Annotated in this window: 18 protein-coding genes; 6 read left to right on the top strand and 12 right to left on the bottom strand. The window is 48.1% G+C overall.

Translation table 11 applies throughout. The annotated features are described in order from the left end of the window. Positions 1-58 precede the first annotated feature (58 nt). Together lipL and Q7C19_RS11635 are read left to right on the top strand one after the other, a co-directional pair. Positions 59-880 (top strand): octanoyl-[GcvH]:protein N-octanoyltransferase, encoded by an 822-nt coding sequence (gene lipL, locus Q7C19_RS11640; RefSeq protein WP_290748296.1) that lies wholly within the window; start codon positions 59-61, stop codon positions 878-880. A gap of 16 nt (positions 881-896) precedes the next feature. Then, positions 897-1745 (top strand): DegV family protein, encoded by an 849-nt coding sequence (locus Q7C19_RS11635; RefSeq protein WP_035411370.1) that lies wholly within the window; start codon positions 897-899, stop codon positions 1743-1745. Positions 1746-2019: 274 nt separating this feature from the next. On the opposite strand, the gene Q7C19_RS11630 is transcribed toward Q7C19_RS11635, so the two are convergent. The 8 genes from Q7C19_RS11630 to Q7C19_RS11595 all read right to left on the bottom strand — a co-directional run bounded on the left by Q7C19_RS11630 (position 2020) and on the right by Q7C19_RS11595 (position 8862). Then, positions 2020-2235 (bottom strand): hypothetical protein, encoded by a 216-nt coding sequence (locus Q7C19_RS11630; RefSeq protein WP_313489404.1) that lies wholly within the window; start codon positions 2233-2235, stop codon positions 2020-2022. Positions 2236-2284: 49 nt separating this feature from the next. Continuing rightward, positions 2285-3805: a flotillin lipid rafts scaffold protein FloT gene (locus Q7C19_RS11625; protein WP_029343201.1), complete on the bottom strand. Its 1521-nt coding sequence runs from the start codon at positions 3803-3805 to the stop codon at positions 2285-2287. Further along, positions 3802-4323 carry an NfeD family membrane protein gene (locus Q7C19_RS11620; RefSeq protein WP_035411376.1) on the bottom strand — a complete coding sequence of 174 codons (522 nt, stop codon included), beginning with the start codon at positions 4321-4323 and terminating at the stop codon, positions 3802-3804. The genes Q7C19_RS11625 and Q7C19_RS11620 overlap by 4 nt, the downstream gene beginning before the upstream one ends. After that, positions 4313-4540, bottom strand: coding sequence for a hypothetical protein (locus tag Q7C19_RS11615; RefSeq protein ID WP_035411379.1), 228 nt, complete (start codon positions 4538-4540; stop codon positions 4313-4315). Before Q7C19_RS11615 ends, Q7C19_RS11620 begins: the two co-directional genes overlap by 11 nt. 151 nt (positions 4541-4691) lie before the next feature. After that, a complete protein-coding gene (locus tag Q7C19_RS11610; protein WP_375092184.1) occupies positions 4692-5894 on the bottom strand; it encodes a multidrug effflux MFS transporter in 1203 nt (400 codons plus the stop codon). Then, positions 5891-7024, bottom strand: a complete 1134-nt coding sequence (locus tag Q7C19_RS11605; protein ID WP_290748306.1) for a YfbR-like 5'-deoxynucleotidase — start codon at positions 7022-7024, stop codon at positions 5891-5893. Before Q7C19_RS11605 ends, Q7C19_RS11610 begins: the two co-directional genes overlap by 4 nt. A gap of 51 nt (positions 7025-7075) precedes the next feature. Further along, on the bottom strand, positions 7076-7840 hold the full coding sequence (locus tag Q7C19_RS11600; RefSeq protein WP_029343196.1) for a TerC family protein: 765 nt from the start codon (positions 7838-7840) through the stop codon (positions 7076-7078). Positions 7841-8004: 164 nt separating this feature from the next. Further along, positions 8005-8862 carry a TerC family protein gene (locus Q7C19_RS11595; protein WP_035411391.1) on the bottom strand — a complete coding sequence of 286 codons (858 nt, stop codon included), beginning with the start codon at positions 8860-8862 and terminating at the stop codon, positions 8005-8007. 325 nt (positions 8863-9187) lie between these two features. Here Q7C19_RS11595 and folE2 point away from each other — a divergent pair, with 325 nt between their 5' ends. From folE2 to Q7C19_RS11575, 4 genes are all read left to right on the top strand, one after another. Beyond that, positions 9188-10093, top strand: a complete 906-nt coding sequence (gene folE2 / locus Q7C19_RS11590; RefSeq protein WP_035411393.1) for a GTP cyclohydrolase FolE2 — start codon at positions 9188-9190, stop codon at positions 10091-10093. A 109-nt stretch (positions 10094-10202) separates the two neighbouring features. Further along, complete coding sequence (locus tag Q7C19_RS11585; RefSeq protein WP_375092183.1) at positions 10203-11969, top strand: LytS/YhcK type 5TM receptor domain-containing protein; 1767 nt, start codon at positions 10203-10205, stop codon at positions 11967-11969. Then, the gene (locus Q7C19_RS11580) at positions 11950-12645 is read left to right on the top strand and encodes a LytR/AlgR family response regulator transcription factor (protein WP_035411399.1); all 696 of its coding nucleotides are present in this window, start codon (positions 11950-11952) and stop codon (positions 12643-12645) included. The genes Q7C19_RS11585 and Q7C19_RS11580 overlap by 20 nt, the downstream gene beginning before the upstream one ends. Positions 12646-12785: 140 nt before the next feature. Continuing rightward, complete coding sequence (locus tag Q7C19_RS11575; RefSeq protein ID WP_035411402.1) at positions 12786-14579, top strand: carbon starvation CstA family protein; 1794 nt, start codon at positions 12786-12788, stop codon at positions 14577-14579. 61 nt (positions 14580-14640) lie between these two features. Here the strand turns inward: Q7C19_RS11575 and Q7C19_RS11570 are convergent, their stop codons facing one another. The 4 genes from Q7C19_RS11570 to Q7C19_RS11555 form a co-directional block, all read right to left on the bottom strand. Further along, positions 14641-15465: an energy-coupling factor transporter transmembrane component T family protein gene (locus Q7C19_RS11570; RefSeq protein ID WP_056064403.1), complete on the bottom strand. Its 825-nt coding sequence runs from the start codon at positions 15463-15465 to the stop codon at positions 14641-14643. Further along, positions 15456-17159: an energy-coupling factor transporter ATPase gene (locus Q7C19_RS11565; RefSeq protein ID WP_035411408.1), complete on the bottom strand. Its 1704-nt coding sequence runs from the start codon at positions 17157-17159 to the stop codon at positions 15456-15458. The genes Q7C19_RS11570 and Q7C19_RS11565 overlap by 10 nt, the downstream gene beginning before the upstream one ends. Before the next feature lie 70 nt (positions 17160-17229). Then, entirely contained in the window at positions 17230-17781 is a 552-nt protein-coding gene (locus Q7C19_RS11560) for an ECF-type riboflavin transporter substrate-binding protein (protein ID WP_056064409.1), read from the bottom strand. Beyond that, complete coding sequence (locus tag Q7C19_RS11555; protein WP_375092182.1) at positions 17778-18635, bottom strand: SAM hydrolase/SAM-dependent halogenase family protein; 858 nt, start codon at positions 18633-18635, stop codon at positions 17778-17780. The genes Q7C19_RS11560 and Q7C19_RS11555 overlap by 4 nt, the downstream gene beginning before the upstream one ends. Positions 18636-19008 lie beyond the last annotated feature (373 nt).

The raw sequence follows: 19008 nt of genomic DNA, 5'->3' as shown, positions 1-19008 counted from the left end.
AACTTTATACACCCTGTGCTATAATGATGTCGCAAATCTACAATAAAGGAACGAGCCTATGGGAATCGAACTCTTAAAACAAGAACATTATCGTATTTTTGATCAAACGTCACTCGGAACTGCTTTTCATGCGACACAATCGTTTGCGATGGACGACACATTATGCGCTTCCGTTGCAACAGAAGGAGCTGCACTCCGCTCTTGGATTCACCACGAAACTGTCGTCCTCGGCATCCAGGATGCCCGCCTTCCTCACCTCGCAGACGGCGTAGCTGTTTTGCACGAACATGGTTTCTCGCCCGTCGTCCGTAACTCAGGCGGTCTTGCCGTCGTCCTTGACGCTGGTGTCTTGAATATTTCGCTAGTCTTACCGGAACGCGGTGGGATCGATATCGACAGTGGTTACGAAGCGATGCTTGCGCTCGTCCGTGGCATGTTCGCGCAAGAAACAGACGCGATCGTCGCCGGTGAAGTCGTTGGATCGTATTGTCCCGGTTCTTACGACCTGTCGATCGCCGGTAAAAAGTTCGCCGGTATCTCGCAGCGCCGTGTCCGCGGTGGCGTTGCCGTTCAAATCTACCTCTGTGTTAACGGAAGCGGGAGTCAGCGCGCCGCTTTAGTCCGCGACTTTTACGCGGCAGCGCTTCAAGGCGAGGCGACGAAATTCGTCTATCCAACCATTGTCCCGGAAACGATGGCTTCGCTTGAAGAATTACTCGGTACCTCATTGACGATTGAGGAATGTTTACGTCGTGCCTATGAGGCATTACTTGCGCTCGGCGCTGATTTAACACCAGCGACTTTGACGGAACTCGAGAACGAGCGGTTCGGTGTCAACTTGAGTCGAATGCTTGATCGAAATGAAAAAGCCCTAGGTTAAGAAAGGAGAGAACGTGATGATCCGATTGATCACAGACAGTGGTGCTGATGCACCAAAAGACATGTTAGATGCTTATGATTTTACGATCATGCCGTTCGGCGTATTGATCGACGAAGACACGTTCTTCGACGGAGAATCGATATCTCCAAAACAACTGTATGATAAGATGCGCGATGGCGCAGCACCAAAGACATTCCAAGTAGAAGTCAGCCGGATGGTCGAGGTGTTCACGCGTCACTTCGAACAAGGTGATCCCTTCCTCTATCTCGCTTTTTCAAGTGAGTTATCTGGAACATACCAAACCGCGAAGATGCTCGCAGATGAACTCGCCGAAAAATATCCGAACGTCCCCTATCTCGTGCTCGATACGAAAACCGCTTCAACGGGACAAGGACTATTCGTTCTCGACGTTGCAGAGTATGCACAAACGCATTCGTTTGAAGAAACAGTGGTTTACGCTGAAGCCAAGGTGAATACGATTCGTCATCTGTTTACAGTCGAATCACTCGAATATTTGATGCGCGGTGGACGCGTTTCGCGAGCTAGCGCCTTCATTGGTGGTCTTCTATCGATCTTGCCACTGTTGACCGTCGAAGACGGGAAGTTGATTCCAAAAGAAAAAATCCGCGGACAGAAAAAAGTCATGAATCGAATCGTCGAGTGGATGGAAGAAGCACGTCCTGCGATTGACGGACACCGAATCATGATTGGTCACGGGGATTCGATCGAACGGGCAGAACAGTTAAAACAATTGATTGAAGCACAATTCTCACCAAGCGAAGTCATCTTGACGATCGCCGGCGCAGCCATCGGTTCACATACTGGACCGGGACTCGTCGTCATTGGGTATGACCTTCCACGTTAACGGCATTCATTCTTACTTCATTAAACGAGGCTGACTCAAAAAAAGAACGACTCGTCTGTTCACGCCCTTTCCTCAGGCGAGACACAAGCCAGTTTTCCTGCTTCATTCAAGCAGGAAAGCGGGTCTTATTTGTCTCTGACAGCGCATAAATGCGCTTATTCCTGTAGGAGTTGCGTGTGACGCGTCATTCTTTTTATTACGAGATAGGGGTGGCAGATCATCATTCTGCCACCTCTATCTTTGTAGAGACTGACTTTTGAGTCAGCTCCGTTTTTTATGAATTGTATCCGAAGAACAGCAGTGCCATGCTTAATCCAAGCGAGGAGACGATGAACACGATCGCCATCCCACCCATTCCGAAGACCAGCATCTTCGGTAAATCACGTCGCTTCTTTAGAAGGGCTGTCAATAACCCGACGTTGATCAAGAAGACGACAACGAACGGGAGCAACAACATCCAACGCTCTTGCAGTAACGCTAAACCATCCATGATGAGATATCCTTTCAGAAACTACTTCTACTGGTACATAGTAATGATATCAGTCTTCTGTTTTCGACGCTGCCACCGCATCATGAGAATTCAAGTTGACCGTTAACGGCTTTGCTGTTCCTTTACCAGAGAAGTTCTCGATCAACTCTTTGACATCTAATCCTGACGACGCTTTTAACGTCTCTTGCAGTGACGCCATCAAATCCGTTGCGTACCCTGTGACACGGTTCGCACCGCCACCTTCACCACTACCTGTATCGACGACCGTGATCTTATCGATGTTACCGAGTGGTGCTGCAATCTCTTTCGCGTACTCTGGCATCATCCGAATGACCATGTCAAGGATTGCTGCTTGTCCGAATTGTTCGAACGCCTGCGCGATTTTTTCTTTCGCTTCCGCTTCGGCAAGACCTTTCAAACGAATGATGTCTGCTTCTGTTTCCCCTTGTGCTCGCTCAGCGTCCGCTTTCGCAAGACCATCCAGACGAATTCGTTCTGCATCCGCTTTTGCCGATGCTTCAATCCGGTATTTCGTTGCATCTGCTTCCGCATATTGCTTCGCACGGTCCGCTTGGGCAGCTTGCTCAATCGAGTAACGATCGGCATCGGCACGTTTTTTGACTTCCGCATCGTATTGTTTCTCACGACGGAGGATTTCTCGTTCTTCGAGCTCGATTTGTTTTTGACGCTCAATGATTTTGATTTGCATCTGTTGCTCGGTGACTTCTTGTTGTGCACGTGCATTCTCAAGATCATACGCTTGGTCGGCTTTCGCCTTCGCGATATCTTGTTCGCGGCGGTAGTCTGCCATCTTCAACTGATTTTCTTTTTCCGCTTCAGCGATTTCCGTTGCACGTTCGAGTTCTGCTTTTTTCGCATCCTTTGAAGCTTCCGCTCGTTTGATGCGTGTCTCTTTTTCCGCGTCTGCCGTTGCGATGTCCGCATCCCGGCGCACCTGTGCAATCCGTGGTTTCCCGAGTGATTCTAAGTATCCATTTTTATCTCGGACGTCTTTGATCGTAAACGAAACGATGACGAGCCCCATCTTCGCCAGATCTTGTGATGCGACCCGCTGGACTTCTTGCGAGAACTTATCGCGGTTCTTATAAATTTCTTCGACTGTCATCGAACCGAGGATCGAACGCAAATGCCCTTCAAGAACTTCACGCGCTTCCCCTTCACGCTCTTCTTTTGATTTTCCGAGGAACTGCTCTGCTGCTGTTGCAATCTCAGAAATCGAACTGCCGATCTTGATGATCGCCGTTCCATCAGCCATGACCGGTACACCCTGCTCCGTGTACACTTCTGGTGTTGTGACTTCGAGTTTACTCGATAACAAGCTAAGTGGTGTTGCTTGTTGGAAGACAGGTAACACGAATGTTCCGCCGCCGCGAATAATCTTCACCCGGTTGCCGGACTCATCGGTATTAACGTTGCGTCCTCCAAGATAACTACCGGATACGATTAATGCTTCTTCCGGACCAACCGTTCGGTACTTCGTGATGAATAGGACAATCAATGCAACGATCAATGCGACTGCAACGATCGATACGATTAATACTGGATTCATGTAAACATCTCCTTTTTCCATTGTTGGGGGTACGTCACGACAGACGCGACGCCTTGTTTAATCTCGATAACAAGTACCTTTGTTCCTTGTGGTAAGGCAGGACCTTCAAACAGGACGGCTGACTTCGATACACGTCCTGAGACGTCATCAAGTAAAATTTCACCATATCCTTCAGTCGGAATCGGCACGATGACGGTTGCGCTACGCCCTTCTAGCATCTGTTCCGAAAATCCAAGCGACTGTTCGGCTTGTGCCATCGGAACGAACAAAAAAATATGCATCAGCGTCGTCACCAACAACGCGATGACACTGCTGATGATCAAAATCAAAATTGAACCAAGCGGACTCAGTTGTTCGAGTCCGAAGCCGATCGCTGACGTGATGATGACGAAAGATAAGATCAACGTAGGATGGAAAATTTGATCGACACCCGGAATGACGTCTGAGAATAGGATGGACACAAACACACCACAAGCAGCGGCCGCTAACGCATATAAATAAAGTGTACTAACGTCCATTTTCGTTCACCTCGATGTAAGGATGTGAACCATACAGTTCGTGATAAGCCCGCTGATACGCAGTCCGGTTTTCTTCATACAATAAACGAGCCAACTCTTTGTCTCGCTGATCAATCGCCTCTTCTTGACGACGTAAGTATTTTTTTTGCGCGGCAAAATGACGTGCTAATCTTGCCTCAATCGACGGTTCTCGTTCACGCGGCAACTCCTGTTTCATCGCTCCGCTCCTTTCTGAAGTACTGGCTTTCTCCCTCTTCTACGCAAACCATCTAGAAAATGTTTCAAAATGAATTCCATTTCTTTTCCTTTCATTAAATAAAAAAACGTTCGTCCCATAAATAGGACAAACGTTTTTGACTAACAAGTATTTATGAGCGGTCGGGACGTCGGACGATTAGTCCGTAATAAAGGACGAGTGCCAAACAATCAAGCGTCATGATAATCAGCCCCATCGGAACGGCCGATTGCTCCCCCATGATGCCGACGAGTGGTGACACGAGCGAACCGACGAGCATCGGGAGTAAACCAAGAAGTGCCGAGGCACTTCCAGCCGTTGCTCCGTAGTTTTGCATCGCTAAGGTAAAACCGAGCGTTGAGATCAAACCAACGCTTGAGACGACGAAGAAAAGTGGAATCATGACGAAAATCAATTGGTCCGTTAACGTTAAAGCGAGGAACAAAAAGATACTTGCACTCGCAACAACCGTCAAGCTGATTCGCATCAGACGTTCTGAATCAACTCGACCAGCAAGACGTCCAGCGATTTGAGCCGCTAAAATGATTCCGATTCCGTTTAAGCCGAACAAAAAACTGAACTGTTGCGGCGAAGCGCCATAAATATTTTGTAAGACGAACGGTGAACCGGAGATGTAGGCAAACATCGCGCCCATGACGAATGCTTGCGCAAACGCATAGCCGATGAAGACACGGTCCGTCAACAAACGTCCGAATGTCTTCAACGTCGTCGTCAAATTCCCTTCAACGCGTCTTTCGAGTGGAAGTGTTTCCGGCAAACGCAGTGCAACAGCGAGCAACATCAACGTACTTAAAATCGCCAGCAAGTAAAAGACAAAATGCCAGTCACCGAACCAAAGCAACTGTCCCCCGATGACGGGTGCGAGAATCGGTGCCGTTCCGTTGACGAGGGACAAGGCAGCAAAGAACCGCGTTAATTCCGGTCCTTCGAATAGATCACGAACGATTGCCCGGGAAATGACAATTCCTGACGCTCCGGCTGCCCCTTGGATGAAGCGCAGCGCAATCAACACTTCAATCGTTGGTGCCATCGCACACGCAAGAGAAGCGAGCAGATACGCAAGTAAAGCAATCATTAACGGACGCTTACGTCCACGAACATCACTGAGCGGACCAACGATCAATTGTCCGAGCGCCATTCCGAGCATACAAGCCGTCAAACTCAATTGGATCAGTGACGCACTCGCATCAAACGAGCGTGACATATCCGGAAAAGCAGGTAGATACATGTCGATCGAGAGCGGTCCGAGTGCAGCGAGTGAACCGAGGATCAAGATCAACGTCAAGCGGCCTGGTGTCATCGTCGTCTTTGTCATGACGTCACGTAATCCAAATCATGCAAGACATAAGCGAGGAAAAAGACGACCGATGGATTTTCATATGTCATCTGTACCTTTTTGAGTTGGGCCCGATAACCGGTCTCATACTCGACACCATTTAACTTTCGTTCCATGTTCATTTTGATCAACGCATCGAGTTTATCGATCACATCGACCATTTGCCCTTCGTACGTCTCGTCTTTTGCTTCAACGACGAATCGACGGAACGGTGCTCGGATGTCTTCTGGTAAATTGTTGATCAACGTCTCTCCTTCTGCCCGTTCATAAGCTTCGAAGGCTGCTGCCGTGACCGGCGTCGCATGTTTGACAGGTCCAAGAACATCTCCTGTCGTTCCTTCGACGAGATCATGGCACAAGAGACGGGAGACGACTTCTTCAATGTCGATCGTGACGCCGTATTTTTCTGATTCAATCAATCCATTGAAGATACCAAGCGAAGCTGCACGAAACGCATGTGTCGCGTCGTTATCATCAATCGTATTAAAACGTCCTTTCCAGCGCCGAATCGTATCCATCATCAAGACGTTTTCGATAAAATGAGACATCTCGTCCTCTTCCATGACCGACTGTGTCAAGCGACGGATTGAAGCGAGTGGGTGTCGTTCCAGAACAGCCTGTAATTCCGCTGCTTTTTGTTCGAAAAAGACGGACTCTGTCATCCGTGCTTCCCGGCGTGCATATAACATCGCATCAAACGTATCGATGGCTTCAACGATTCGTCCTTCCGGTGAATCATCTTCTGCATGAACAAGATACGTCGTAAAGGCTGGTTGAAGCGACTTCGAGAGTAAGGCGACGAGCTGTTCACTCGCCTGTTGTTCCATTGCCTGAATGTGTGCATGTAGCGTTGGCTCTTTTTTCGTCCGGTGTTTGATTGGTCCGGTGATGACCTCGTTCATGTCATGGAATAAGGCTTTTCCGAGCAATGTCAGGCGGTCGACTGGTGTTTGTCCGTCTGCTTCTTCTAAATAGCTTGCCATCAAACTGAATAAGGCAACACGAAAGCTATGACTGGCTGCGTTATCCGGAAAACGTGGTGCATATTCATCCCACCGTGGAACGTTTTGCATCCGCGTCAGCATCCGAATGAAATTACCGTTTTGCATAAAATCTCTCCTAACGAAAGACGGACAGAGAGTACCCTGCCCGCCATTGTATTATTTTGCTGATTTGGTTGAACTACTTCCGCTACGGAACCAACCAATGATTAAAATCAGGGCAAGTACGACCCAGAAGATCGTTTGCCATAGTGTACTCTCTGGAAACTCATGCGGCAAGACGTCGATTGACGGATGCGCAAGTGTCATGACGACGAGTTTTACGCCAACCCAAGCGACAAGCCAAAACGCTGCTTCTTCGATACCTGGTCGCTTTTGGAGCAAGACAACGAACCAACTCGCAAAGTAACGCATAATGACGAGACCAATGATCCCACTGAAGAAGACGACCCAGAATTGACCTGTATTCAGACCACCAATCGTTCCTCCGATCATCGGCAGTGTCGTTGCCATGGCGACAGCGGCAAGTGTCGAGTCGACAGCGAACGCTAAATCAGAGAATTCGACTTTAACAACCGTCCACCAAAAATTCGGTGAGGCTTTTTGTGAAGCAATCGTGTCCGGTACTTGGTGTTTATTCGATCGTGCCTCAACGATTCCTTTAAACGCCACGTAAAAGAGGTATATCGCTCCGAGTGCCTGAAGCTCCCAAATCGTCGCTAGGTACGAGGCAAAGAAGATTGCGACGAAACGTAAGACGAGTGCCCCGACGAGACCATAGAAAAGTGCTTTTTTGCGCTGATCGTCTGGTAACGGTCGGACTAGGACAGCCATGACCATCGCATTGTCGGCAGATAATAACCCTTGCAAAATAATCAGTACGAGCCCGACGGTCGCATACTGTGTAATTAATCCAATATCCATACTAACGAATCCCCTTTTTTGTTCAGTCTATTCATTATATGCCGGTCGATCGGAAAGAAAAAGATGAAAGCTCGACTGAAGTACTTAACCTTGTGTTTTATTCCCATTGTTTAAGAAAACCTAACACCAAAAAACGACCCGTCATCGACGGATCGTTCCATTTCTTATAAGTTTTGATCAACTTTCTTTTCAGCATCTGGATTTGCTTTCGTTTTTGGTGAAGAGAACCAACCCCAAAGGGCAAGACCGACCATGACCGTCCAGAAGAATGCCTGCCACGGTGTACTGTGAGCAAATCCTTCCGGAAGTTTTAAGGCTTCGAAGACTGTTCCTTCGATTGATGCATGGTATTTCGGATGTTCGAGCGCAAGAACAGCTAGCTTCACACCGACCCAGGCAACGATTGCAAAGGCTGCTGTTTCAAGACCTGGACGTTCTGCAAGTAATTTCACGAAGACACGGGCCGCGAAACGCATGAGGACAACACCCATTAAACCACCCGTTAAGATGACGATGAAGTGACCGGTGTTCAAACCACCGATTTCGCCCGATCCCCAGTTCGGAAGTGCGACTGCTAAAGCAACTGCAGCAAGAATCGAATCGACAGCAAATGCTAAGTCAGCGAATTCAATCTTCGCGACTGTCCGCCAGAATTCACCTTTTGAAACTGGCTCTTCCGACTTCGGCTCTGCATCGAGTTCATTTTCGGCGCCATGATTCTCACCGAGTTTCCTTGCCTTAGCGGTCTTATAAATATGCCGTAATCCCATGATGAGCAAGTACGCTGCTCCAAGTGCTTGGATTTGCCAAATATCGACGAGGAATGAAATCGCGAACAGTGCCGCGAACCGTAAAACGAATGCTCCAGCTAATCCATAAAAAAGTGCTTTCTTTTGTTGTTCTCCTGGTAAGTGCTTAACCATGACCGCGAGTACGAGTGCATTATCTGCCGAAAGTAATCCTTCAAGCGCGATCAAGACAAGTACGACCCAGGCATATTGAAGTAATAACTGCCAATCCATCTCTGTCATCCCTTTCTCTGACTATCTGTAAAATCAAAAATACATTGTATGACTATGACAAAAACAATAATTACACGTTCACCTGAACATATACTATAGGATAATATACCCGATTGCAAGCATGTTATTCCTCCGGCTATGGAATGTGTCGATTTTAAGTCGTGCGAGTTTCGTTTATCGAACGTTCGTGATAAAATTCAAGACAACACTTCTAGTAATGAAACGATGAAACACATTTGCGGAATCATCAGACTTGCTCGTCTCTAGCATTCCTGTCATGTTATTACTATTGAAACACTACAAAAGGACAAAGGGGCCCATAAATATGTCTACCTACCCGATTACGTTACCAACGAAAGAAGAGCGCCATAAGCTATTCGGTTCGGTACCACCAATCAAAGGAACAAAACCGACTGAAAAAGATAAAATGGTCGACTTGCAAAATACACCGAAGAACTTCCTGTTCGCACTTGACGCTGTTGGAATCTCAAACGTTAAACATCCTGTCGTCATCCAAGACGGGGACAAAACACAAGCGACAGTCGCAACGTTCGAGTTGTCGACGTCACTCGTACAAGACCGTAAAGGGATCAACATGAGTCGCTTAACGGAACAACTTGATCAATACCACAACGAAGGTTGGACAGTTACGAATGAATCACTTATTCAATTCGCGCGTGATTTAGCGGACCGTATGGAACAAACAGAAGGTCAATTGACGATCCGTTACCCATGGTTCTTTACACGTAAAGCACCTGCAACGGGACTTAGTGGGTTGATGAATGCCGAAGTATGGCAAACGGTCAGCGTCAACACGGAAACGAATGAAGCGACATTATCTGTCGGCTTGACGATCAACGTCACGACACTTTGCCCATGTTCGAAAGAAATCAGCGAGTACAGTGCCCACAACCAACGTGGCTACGTCACGATGGAAGCTTCGTTACGTGATGAAGCAGAAGACTTTGACTGGAAACAATCATTGCTTGATGCGGCTGAATCAAATGCTTCTGCCCCACTTCACCCGGTACTCAAACGTCCGGATGAAAAACGCGTGACAGAGATGGCATACGAAAATCCACGTTTCGTAGAAGACATGGTGCGCTTGATTGCTGCTGACCTATACGAAATGGATCCAATTGCTTCGTTCTACGTCGAATGTCGCAACGAAGAAACGATTCACCAACATGATGCAATCGCACGCATCACGTTCGATAAAGACGCACAATAAGCAAGCTCGCTGTACTTCCTCTCCACTAGAGGGAGTACGGCTTTTTTGTTTATCGGCATTGCCCTTCGTTTTGCGAGCGTTTACACTTAACTCGAATGGAGGAATACATATGTTGGAACTGATTCCTTTTTTACTCGAGCGACTTGGTATCATGATCATCTTAGCGTTCATCCTCGCCCAGTGGGGACCAACGCGACGCTTGTTGCGTCAACCGGAAGCAGGTTGGCAATTCCGTGTCCTTGTCCTGTTTTTTGCGACGTATGGGATCTTAAGTAACTATACAGGGGTCAAAGTCGACTTAGCAGAATTCTTGCCCCATGCTTGGCTCGAAGAGGTCGACGGAACATCGGCAATCGCGAATACACGAACGATGATCGTTGTCATCAGTGGGTTACTCGCTGGTCCGCTTGGTGGATTGATGACTGGACTGATCGTCGGGATTCATCGGTATTCCCTCGGCGGGTTCACAGCATTTGCTTGTACGCTTTCGACCGTCATTGCCGGTGGTGTCAGTGGATTACTTCGCCCTTACTGGCGTGACCGACTCGGCAGCCAAGCCTTGTTACCTGTTTGTCTGACCGCTTTTTTGATGCTATTTGAAATGTCATTGATTTTACTGTTCGCCCGCCCCTTTGACGCGGCTGTTGAACTCGTCCAGTTTATCTTCTTGCCGATGACACTCATCAACGTCCTTGGCGTCTGGTTATTTTTATCGATCATCCGTCTTGCTGCGCGAGAAGAAGAAACCGTCCGTGCACGAGAAGCAGAACGGTCGTTGCATATCGCCGATTTGACGCTTCCGCACCTGACGCGTGGTCTACATATCCATACGGCAGAAGCTGTCGCGGAAATTCTGTTGCAACAAACACGAGCCGAAGCCGTCTCCTTGACGGATCAATCCGTTATCCTTGCTCACCTCGGTATCGGAAGTGATCACCATCAAGCAGGTAGTCACTGGACGACAAAACCAACCGAACATGTTTTACAGGATGGACAAGTTCGTCTTGTGACGGAACGACTCGATATCGGCTGTCCCGTAACGGATTGCCCACTTCAAGCGGGCATCATCGCTCCGCTCATCGTCGGGGAAACGACGATTGGGACGTTAAAAGTCTACTATCCACATGCCGAACTGCTCGACGCCGTGGAAGTCGAACTCATTGAAGGATTAGCAAAACTGTTTTCTACACAACTGGCACTCGGGAACGCACAGCGCCAAGCTGATTTACTGAAGGATGCCGAGATCCGGGCACTCGAAGCACAAATTCATCCACACTTCCTGTTCAATGCCATCAATACGATTTATGCACTGTGCCGAACGGATGTCGAACAGGCACGGACATTGTTGCTCGAATTATCAACGTTTTTCCGTAGTAACCTCCAAGGAGCACGCTCGACGAAAATTCCGCTCCAAAAGGAACTCGAGCATATCGAGGCGTATACATCCCTTGAAGCTGCTCGTTTTCCAAATCGACCGTTCCTCGATATCGATTTAGCGGAAGAGACGACGTCTTTACTCGTTCCACCGTTTATCTTACAACCGTTGATCGAGAATGCGTTCCTTCATGCTTTTTTGAATGAGCAGACGGGATATGTCGGGGTGACGGCATGGTGTGAGGCAGATCAACTTTACCTCGAAGTCGTCGATAACGGACGCGGGATTGAAGCCTCTCGCCTTGCTCGTCTCGGTCGAGAAGTAGTTCCATCTTCTGGTACCGGTACCGCGTTATTCAATACGGCAGAACGGATTCGAAGCCTGTACGGTGAAAAAGGACAGTTTACGATCACGAGTGACGGTCAAAACGGAACGACGATTACAATTCGCCTTCCCATTGAAGTCAGAAAGGAGAACCAGCATGCGCACCTTATTGATTGAAGATGAACCGCTCGCACGTGATGAGCTCCGTTATCACGTGACCGCAGCCGGTCTTGAAGTCGTCGGAGAAACTGGTAGTGTCGAAGAAGCGGAACGACTCGTCCGCTCCCTTCAACCCGACTTGGTCTTTCTTGATATCGAGCTGACAGATGGAAGCGGTCTTGAAGTCGCCAAACGCTTGAAGTCGATGCCACGTCCTCCGGCTCTTCTGTTTGTAACGGCATATGATGCTCATGCGCTTGAAGCCTTTGAACTTAATGCCTATGACTACATCTTGAAACCGTATGATCCGGCACGGATCGTGCGCGCCATCGAAAAAGTCGCACGACCGCTTCCCAAAAAAGCACCTCGACTTGAACGTTTAGCTGTCGAAACGGGAGATCGACTCAAACTCTTATCTCCGCAAGATATTGATTACATCGTTGCTGAAAATGGGAAAACGAAAATCGTAACGGAACATGAAGCGTATCCTTCAAACGAGACCTTACTCGAACTTGAACGAAAGCTTCAAGATCATCGGTTTTTACGGGTTCATCGCTCGTATCTCGTGAACTTATCAGCGATTGACGCGATCGAACCTTGGTTTAACGGGGCTTACAACTTAAAGATTCACCAAATCGATGTGCCGGTCAGTCGGACGTATGTCAAACTATTGAAAGAAGCGCTCGGTATTTGAGCGCTTCCTTTTTTGTGATTCAAGGTCCTTTTTCAACCTTTCATCGTACAAAATCGACAACTCATCTAAAAATTAAAGAAAGCGCTTCCACAACTTGTATACTAAATCCATCATAGTTCATTCAAGAGGAGGAATTTTAGATGAGCGCTACTCCCATCGTCATTGCTGTCATCTGTATCTTATTAATCGCGTATCGTCTCTACGGTACATTCATGGCCGCGAAAGTCTTAAAAATCAAAGATGATCGCGAAACGCCTGCTCATAAATTAGCGGACGGAAAAGATTACGTTCCAACGAACAAATGGGTCTCATTCGGACACCATTTCGCGGCAATCGCTGCTGCTGGTCCACTCGTAGGACCTGTCCTTGCTGCTCAGTTCGGCTACCTACCCGGCTTACTGTGGCTCTTGATCGGTGCCGTCATCGGGGGAGCGGTCCATGATATGGTCGTCCTGTTTGCCTCGATGCGTCAAGATGGTCAATCGTTGTCCGAAGTCGCTAAAAAAGAATTAGGTCCCGTCGCTGGTTTTTGTGCCGGTCTTGCGATGCTCTTCATCATCACGATTACGATGGCGGGACTATCGATGGTCGTCTTGCATGCGCTTGAACATAATCCATGGGGCACATTCGCTGTCTTCTCGACGATTCCGATCGCGATGCTCGTTGGGATTTACTTACGTAAAGGTGGTAACCTAGCCCTTGCTTCAACAGTCGGTTTTCTACTCATCTTAGCTGCGATTGGTTTTGGTCCTCAGTTGACGGAAACATTCATCGGTGACTGGTTCGACCTGTCCTCTCGTCAGCTCGCAATCGCTCTACCGATTTATGCATTCTTCGCTGCGGCACTGCCTGTATGGCTCTTGCTCGCACCACGCGACTATCTATCAAGTTTCATGAAGATCGGTGTTTTCCTTGCCTTAATCGTTGGTGTCTTCATCATCAACCCGGACATTCGATTCCCAGCATTCACGAAGTTCGTTGATGGCGGTGGTCCAATCATCGCTGGTCCAGTCTGGCCATTCATCTCGATCACGATTGCCTGTGGTGCAATCTCTGGTTTCCACGCTTTCGTTGGTTCTGGTACGACACCGAAGATGATCAATCGGTGGAGTGACATCAAACCGGTTGCTTTTGGTGCCATGCTTGTTGAATGTCTTGTTGCCGTCATGGCATTGATTGCTGCGACATCTCTTGAAGTCGGTGATTACTTTGCCATCAACTCAACACCAGAAGTATTCGCAACTCTAGGTATGAGCACGGTCTACTTGGATGATTTATCTCGTGAAATCGGACTCGACCTTGCAGGTCGAACGGGTGGTGCCGTTTCACTCGCCGTCGGTATGACGTTCATCTTCCGCGCCATCCCATGGTTCAAAGAAATTGCCGGTTTCTTCTTCCAATTCGTCATTCTGTTCGAAGCGGTCTTCATTTTAACTGCAATCGACGCAGGAACACGTGTCGCCCGTTACTTGATTCAAGATTTCTTCGGTGAATTCTATAAACCACTCAAACGCGTCGACTGGATTCCAGGTGCAATCTTTGCTTCAGCACTCGGTACGTTCTTCTGGGGCTATCTCCTGTTCTCAGGTGACATCGGTTCGATTTGGGCATTATTCGGGGTATCAAATCAGCTGATGGCTTCAATCGGCTTGATCATCGGAACGACGATCATCTTGAAAATCGCCGATAAAAAAGTCTATGCCCTGACGACGTTCATCCCGCTCGTCTACCTCCTGATCACAGTAACATTTGCTGATATCTGGATGGTCGCAAACGTTTATGCAAATCCAGATTCTCCAGGATTTAGCGTCTTGAATACCGTCTTATCCGTAACGATGGGACTGCTCGCGATCGTCATTACGATCTCAGCCGTGAAGAAATGGATTGAACTATTGAACTCACCACGTTGGGAAAATCAAAAACGTTCTGCGTAAGCGGATTAGTTATATGATAAAAGGCAGTGGACGCATCCACTGCCTTTTTCGTATCTCATGCTTAGAACGGATTATAAAATCGATTGCCGTCATGGAAAGTGACGACAAACGAGAAAATTGTCAAAAGTACTACACAACTGATGGCGACATAATCGATGCGTGTCATCGTCTGTTGGTTGTACCACGTCCGCTTTCGTCCCGCACCAAATCCACGGAGATCCATCGCATTGCTGACGGTTTCAATTCGTTCGAGACTCGTAAACAGCAACGGAAGTAAAATCTGGATGCTATTACGCGCCCGTTGCCAAAGCGAACCATGCGAGACGGCAATTCCCCGCGCTTCCTGAGCGTTCGCAATCGTCCGAAAGTCCGCTTGTACGTCTGGAATGTAACGGAGCGCTAATGAGACAGCGAAGGCGATTTTATACGGTACACCAATCCGGTTCAACGAGGACGCGAATTCTGTCGGATGGGTCGTGACGAGAAACAACACAGCAATCGGAACGATCACACTGTATTTTAAGATGAGATTAAACAGATAAAACAATTGTTCTGATGTTATCGTAAAGCGACCAACGCCTTCAAATAAAACGTGACGCGAACCGTAGATTTCAACGCCCTGCTCTGGTTCGAATAGATAAACGGCGAGTGCATTAATCAGGACAAATATTGCTGTAAAGATCAAAACGAATCGGACTTCCCGAAACTGAATACGTGACAATCGGAATAACACGATGCTGACTAAACCAAGAACAAGTAAGACACGCGTATCATAGGTAAACATCGTTGCTGTCGTAAATAACAAGAATCCGATTAGTTTCGTCGTTCCCGTCAATCGATGAATCGGTGACGCTTTTTCAATATAGCCAAGCATTTCTACAGCCATTGTTCCCGCTCCTTTCGCTCCGCCGTAATCACGGACTCGACGAATCGTTCCGCATCGATGTCGAGATGTTTCGCTATCGTAAAGAGCGATGTTTGCTTTAAATGGGCATGATGCAGCAACTGTTCTTGATTTAGCAGTCCAAATGACGTTCCGGCGTAACGGATGCGTCCAGCTTGCACCAGGCAGACTTGATCGCTGTACTCTAAGACGAGATGCATATCATGCGTGATGATGAGTAACGTCATCCCCTCTTGTTTCAATCCTTCTAAAAAGCCCATCATATCCGAATAATGCCGGTAATCTTGACCAGCTGTCGGTTCATCGAGAATCAAGATATCCGGTCGTCGAACGAGAATCGAAGCAATCGTCACCCGTTTCTTCTGACCAAAACTTAGTGCTTGGATCGGCCAATTGCGAAACGGATATAATCCGCAGCGACGTAACGTCTGCTCGAGACGCTCGTTTTCTTCCGCTTCACTCAATCCGAGTGTCTGCATCCCGTAGCGAATTTCCTCCTGCACGAGGTGCTTCGAAATCATATGATTCGGATTTTGCAGGACGAATCCGATTGACCCTGCCCGCTCGGCGATCGGTTGGTGCGTAATGTCGGTCCCGTTAAGTAGGATCCGACCACGTGTTGTCCGTTGATAACCACTCAACACTTTCGCAAGCGTTGATTTTCCTGCACCATTCTGACCGACGATCGTTGTCAGTGTTCCTTTTTGAAAAGTCGCCGTCACATCTTCAAGCACTGGCGTTCCTTGATGATAATGAAACGCCAACTGCTCAAGTTCAAGCAATGAATCAGAGATTGCAGCCTCTTTTTGAGGAGCTTCTTCTAAACGTTCTAACACGTCTTTCTGGTTGAACTGCTCTAAAAAAGGATCGATGCGGCTCGGCTGATCTACAGACTCCACGGTCATGCCAGCCCAGCGTGCGGCACTGACATAGAGGGGTTCACGCAATATTGCTTGTTGCAGTTTTCCGTTACTTAAGATGACGTCAGGATGATGATCGGCGATAATTTCTCCGTCGACCATGACGATGATGCGATCAAATGGAATGACCAGTACATCCTCGATTCGGTGTTCAACGACGATCAGTGTTCGGTTCGTATCGCGTTGCAGTCGATCCATTAACATCATCGCTTCTTGACCCGCTACCGGATCGAGATTTGCGAGTGGTTCATCAAACAATAAGATATCCGCATCTTCGACGAGAACTCCAGCCAATGCCGCCCGTTGTCGCTGACCTCCTGATAAATCATTTAATCGCGCTTGCAAAAGCGTCTCGACGTCCGTCATTCGTGCGACGCGTTCGACAATCTCGTGCATTTCCGGTCGCCCTGTCTGTTTGTTCTCGAGCGCAAAGGCAATGTCTTCGCCAACCGATAAACCAACGAACTGCGCATCTGGATCCTGTAACACCGTGCCAATATGCAGCGAACGATCAAATAACGATAACGTCCGGGCATCCTGCCCTTTGATCAGAACCTGTCCTTTCCACGTTCCCGGGTACGAGAATGGAATCAACCCATTGATGCACTGAGCAAGCGTACTTTTTCCTGAACCCGAAGGTCCAACAATTAAGATGCGTTCGCCTGCTTGAATCGTTAACTGAATCTGCCGGAGTGTCGGTTCCGACTGACTCCGATATGTAAATGAAAAATCCTGAAATTCAATCACGTTTGTCATGTCTTTCTCCCCCCAAGCTAAATGAGCTATGTCCCTGCCGTTTCTTCGCACAGGATCATAGCTCATTCGGTCAAACTTCGCGTTTCAAGCTGCCTGCTTTACTTCTTGTTTTGGCATACGTGACGAGTAATAACGTTCCGATGACACCGACTGTCAAGATGTTTGATGTCGCAGCGACCGCACCTTGAACGAAGACTTTATTCGCCGGCTCCGTGTAAATTAAAATATCGAGTACAGGTGCGATGATGATCCAACCAATCGCTTGCACGATGGCTTGTGTGGCGTTGAATAAAACGATTTTACGAGTCGTCAATCCGCCTTCTTCTAAACGAATTCGGTTAGCAATCAATCCGATACCAAACCCGACGAACCCGGAGACGATGACCCAACTCCACCACGGGGAACCGTATAAAATCGCATCTTTTAAGCCATGACCGATCAGACCGATCAAGCCGGCTGTAACCGGTCCGAACAAGACCGCCATGAATGCGAGAAATGCATAGGCTGTCTCGATTGACGTGTTCGGTACGCCTGTCGGAATCGCAGCGAATCGACTTAAAATGATGAATACAGCTGCTCCGATCCCAGTTGCGACGATTTGTTTTGTCGTAAATCCTTTCATGTTCGATCTCCTCCTTTAATGTGTTGTACGCTAACACTCCAATCATTTCCGATTCCAACTTCAAATGCATGTGCAAACGAACCTTGATTCAAGGCAAGAGCAATCTGATCCAGCGAATTGATGTAGACGACTCCTGAACCGACCGGCACATCGGCGAACGAATGACCGAAGAGCAGTGTTTGTTCGTAGACGATCCTGTCTCGGTACGAAACCCTTACCTTGACGTGGTTGCCGATATCAAGACCCACCTGGCGGACGAGCGTGACCGGGATGTTCGTCCAGACGTTTCCGAAGCGAACATCGAGAATCTCGACGATACCGGTAACACCGTTGTCCGACGATGAAGCAAATGTCCGGTCGAGTAAGACGAGTTCTTCAGTAGGTAAAAGCGGTCCCACCTCTTCGAACGTGATGACGTGACTCGATAATCGCGCACCCGTGAAGGCAAAGATATCTCGTCCGTGAAACGTATACGATTCACCCATCCGAGGCAGACGATGCCGTCGATCATCGAGTTGTCTCACTTCCGCAATGTATCCGGCTTGCCAAAGATGCGTCAACGTCCCATTATCCGGTGTAATGATGTATTGATTGGTCCGTGTTCGCGCGACGACACTCTTTCGCCTCGACCCGACACCCGGATCGACGACAGAAACGAACACCGTTTGCTCCGTCCAGTACGGCACCGTCTGCAGTAACCGATAGGACGCTTCCCAAATGTGGAATGGCGGAATGTCATGCGTTAAATCAAAAATCCGAATCTCCGGATTGATGCTATGGACCACCCCATACATCGCACTGACTGCCCCGTCACTCACACCAAAGTCTGATTGCAATACCAATGCTTCTGCCATCTCGTCATCCTCCTCCTGCGGGAACGTCTCCACAAAAAAAGACACCACGCCCTTATTTCTCAGGACGTGATGTCTGATCACGTGGTACCACCTTCGTTCATGACTCAACTCACGCTCAGCCACCTCTAGGAGTACGAGACTCCATGGAATGCTAACGGTATCCTTCCTACCGGTCGGTTCTACTGATGAACACGGTTCACGTTCTTCCGACTGCTCCGGGACCATCTTCAAGTATCGAAATCGTCTCATTTCCAGCAACAGAGACTCTCTATCGATTTCCAATCACTTTACTCTTCCCATCTACACATACAGATTCAGTTGTCTGAAAATTTAAATTAATAGTACAACCGTTTTATTCCTGGCGCAAGGTTTT

It is taken from the genome of Exiguobacterium sp. PHA03, from assembly GCF_041945985.1.
GTDB lineage: Bacteria > Bacillota > Bacilli > Exiguobacteriales > Exiguobacteriaceae > Exiguobacterium_A.
Note: the sequence above shows the minus strand (reverse complement) of the source record. Positions and strands in the feature narration are given on the sequence as shown.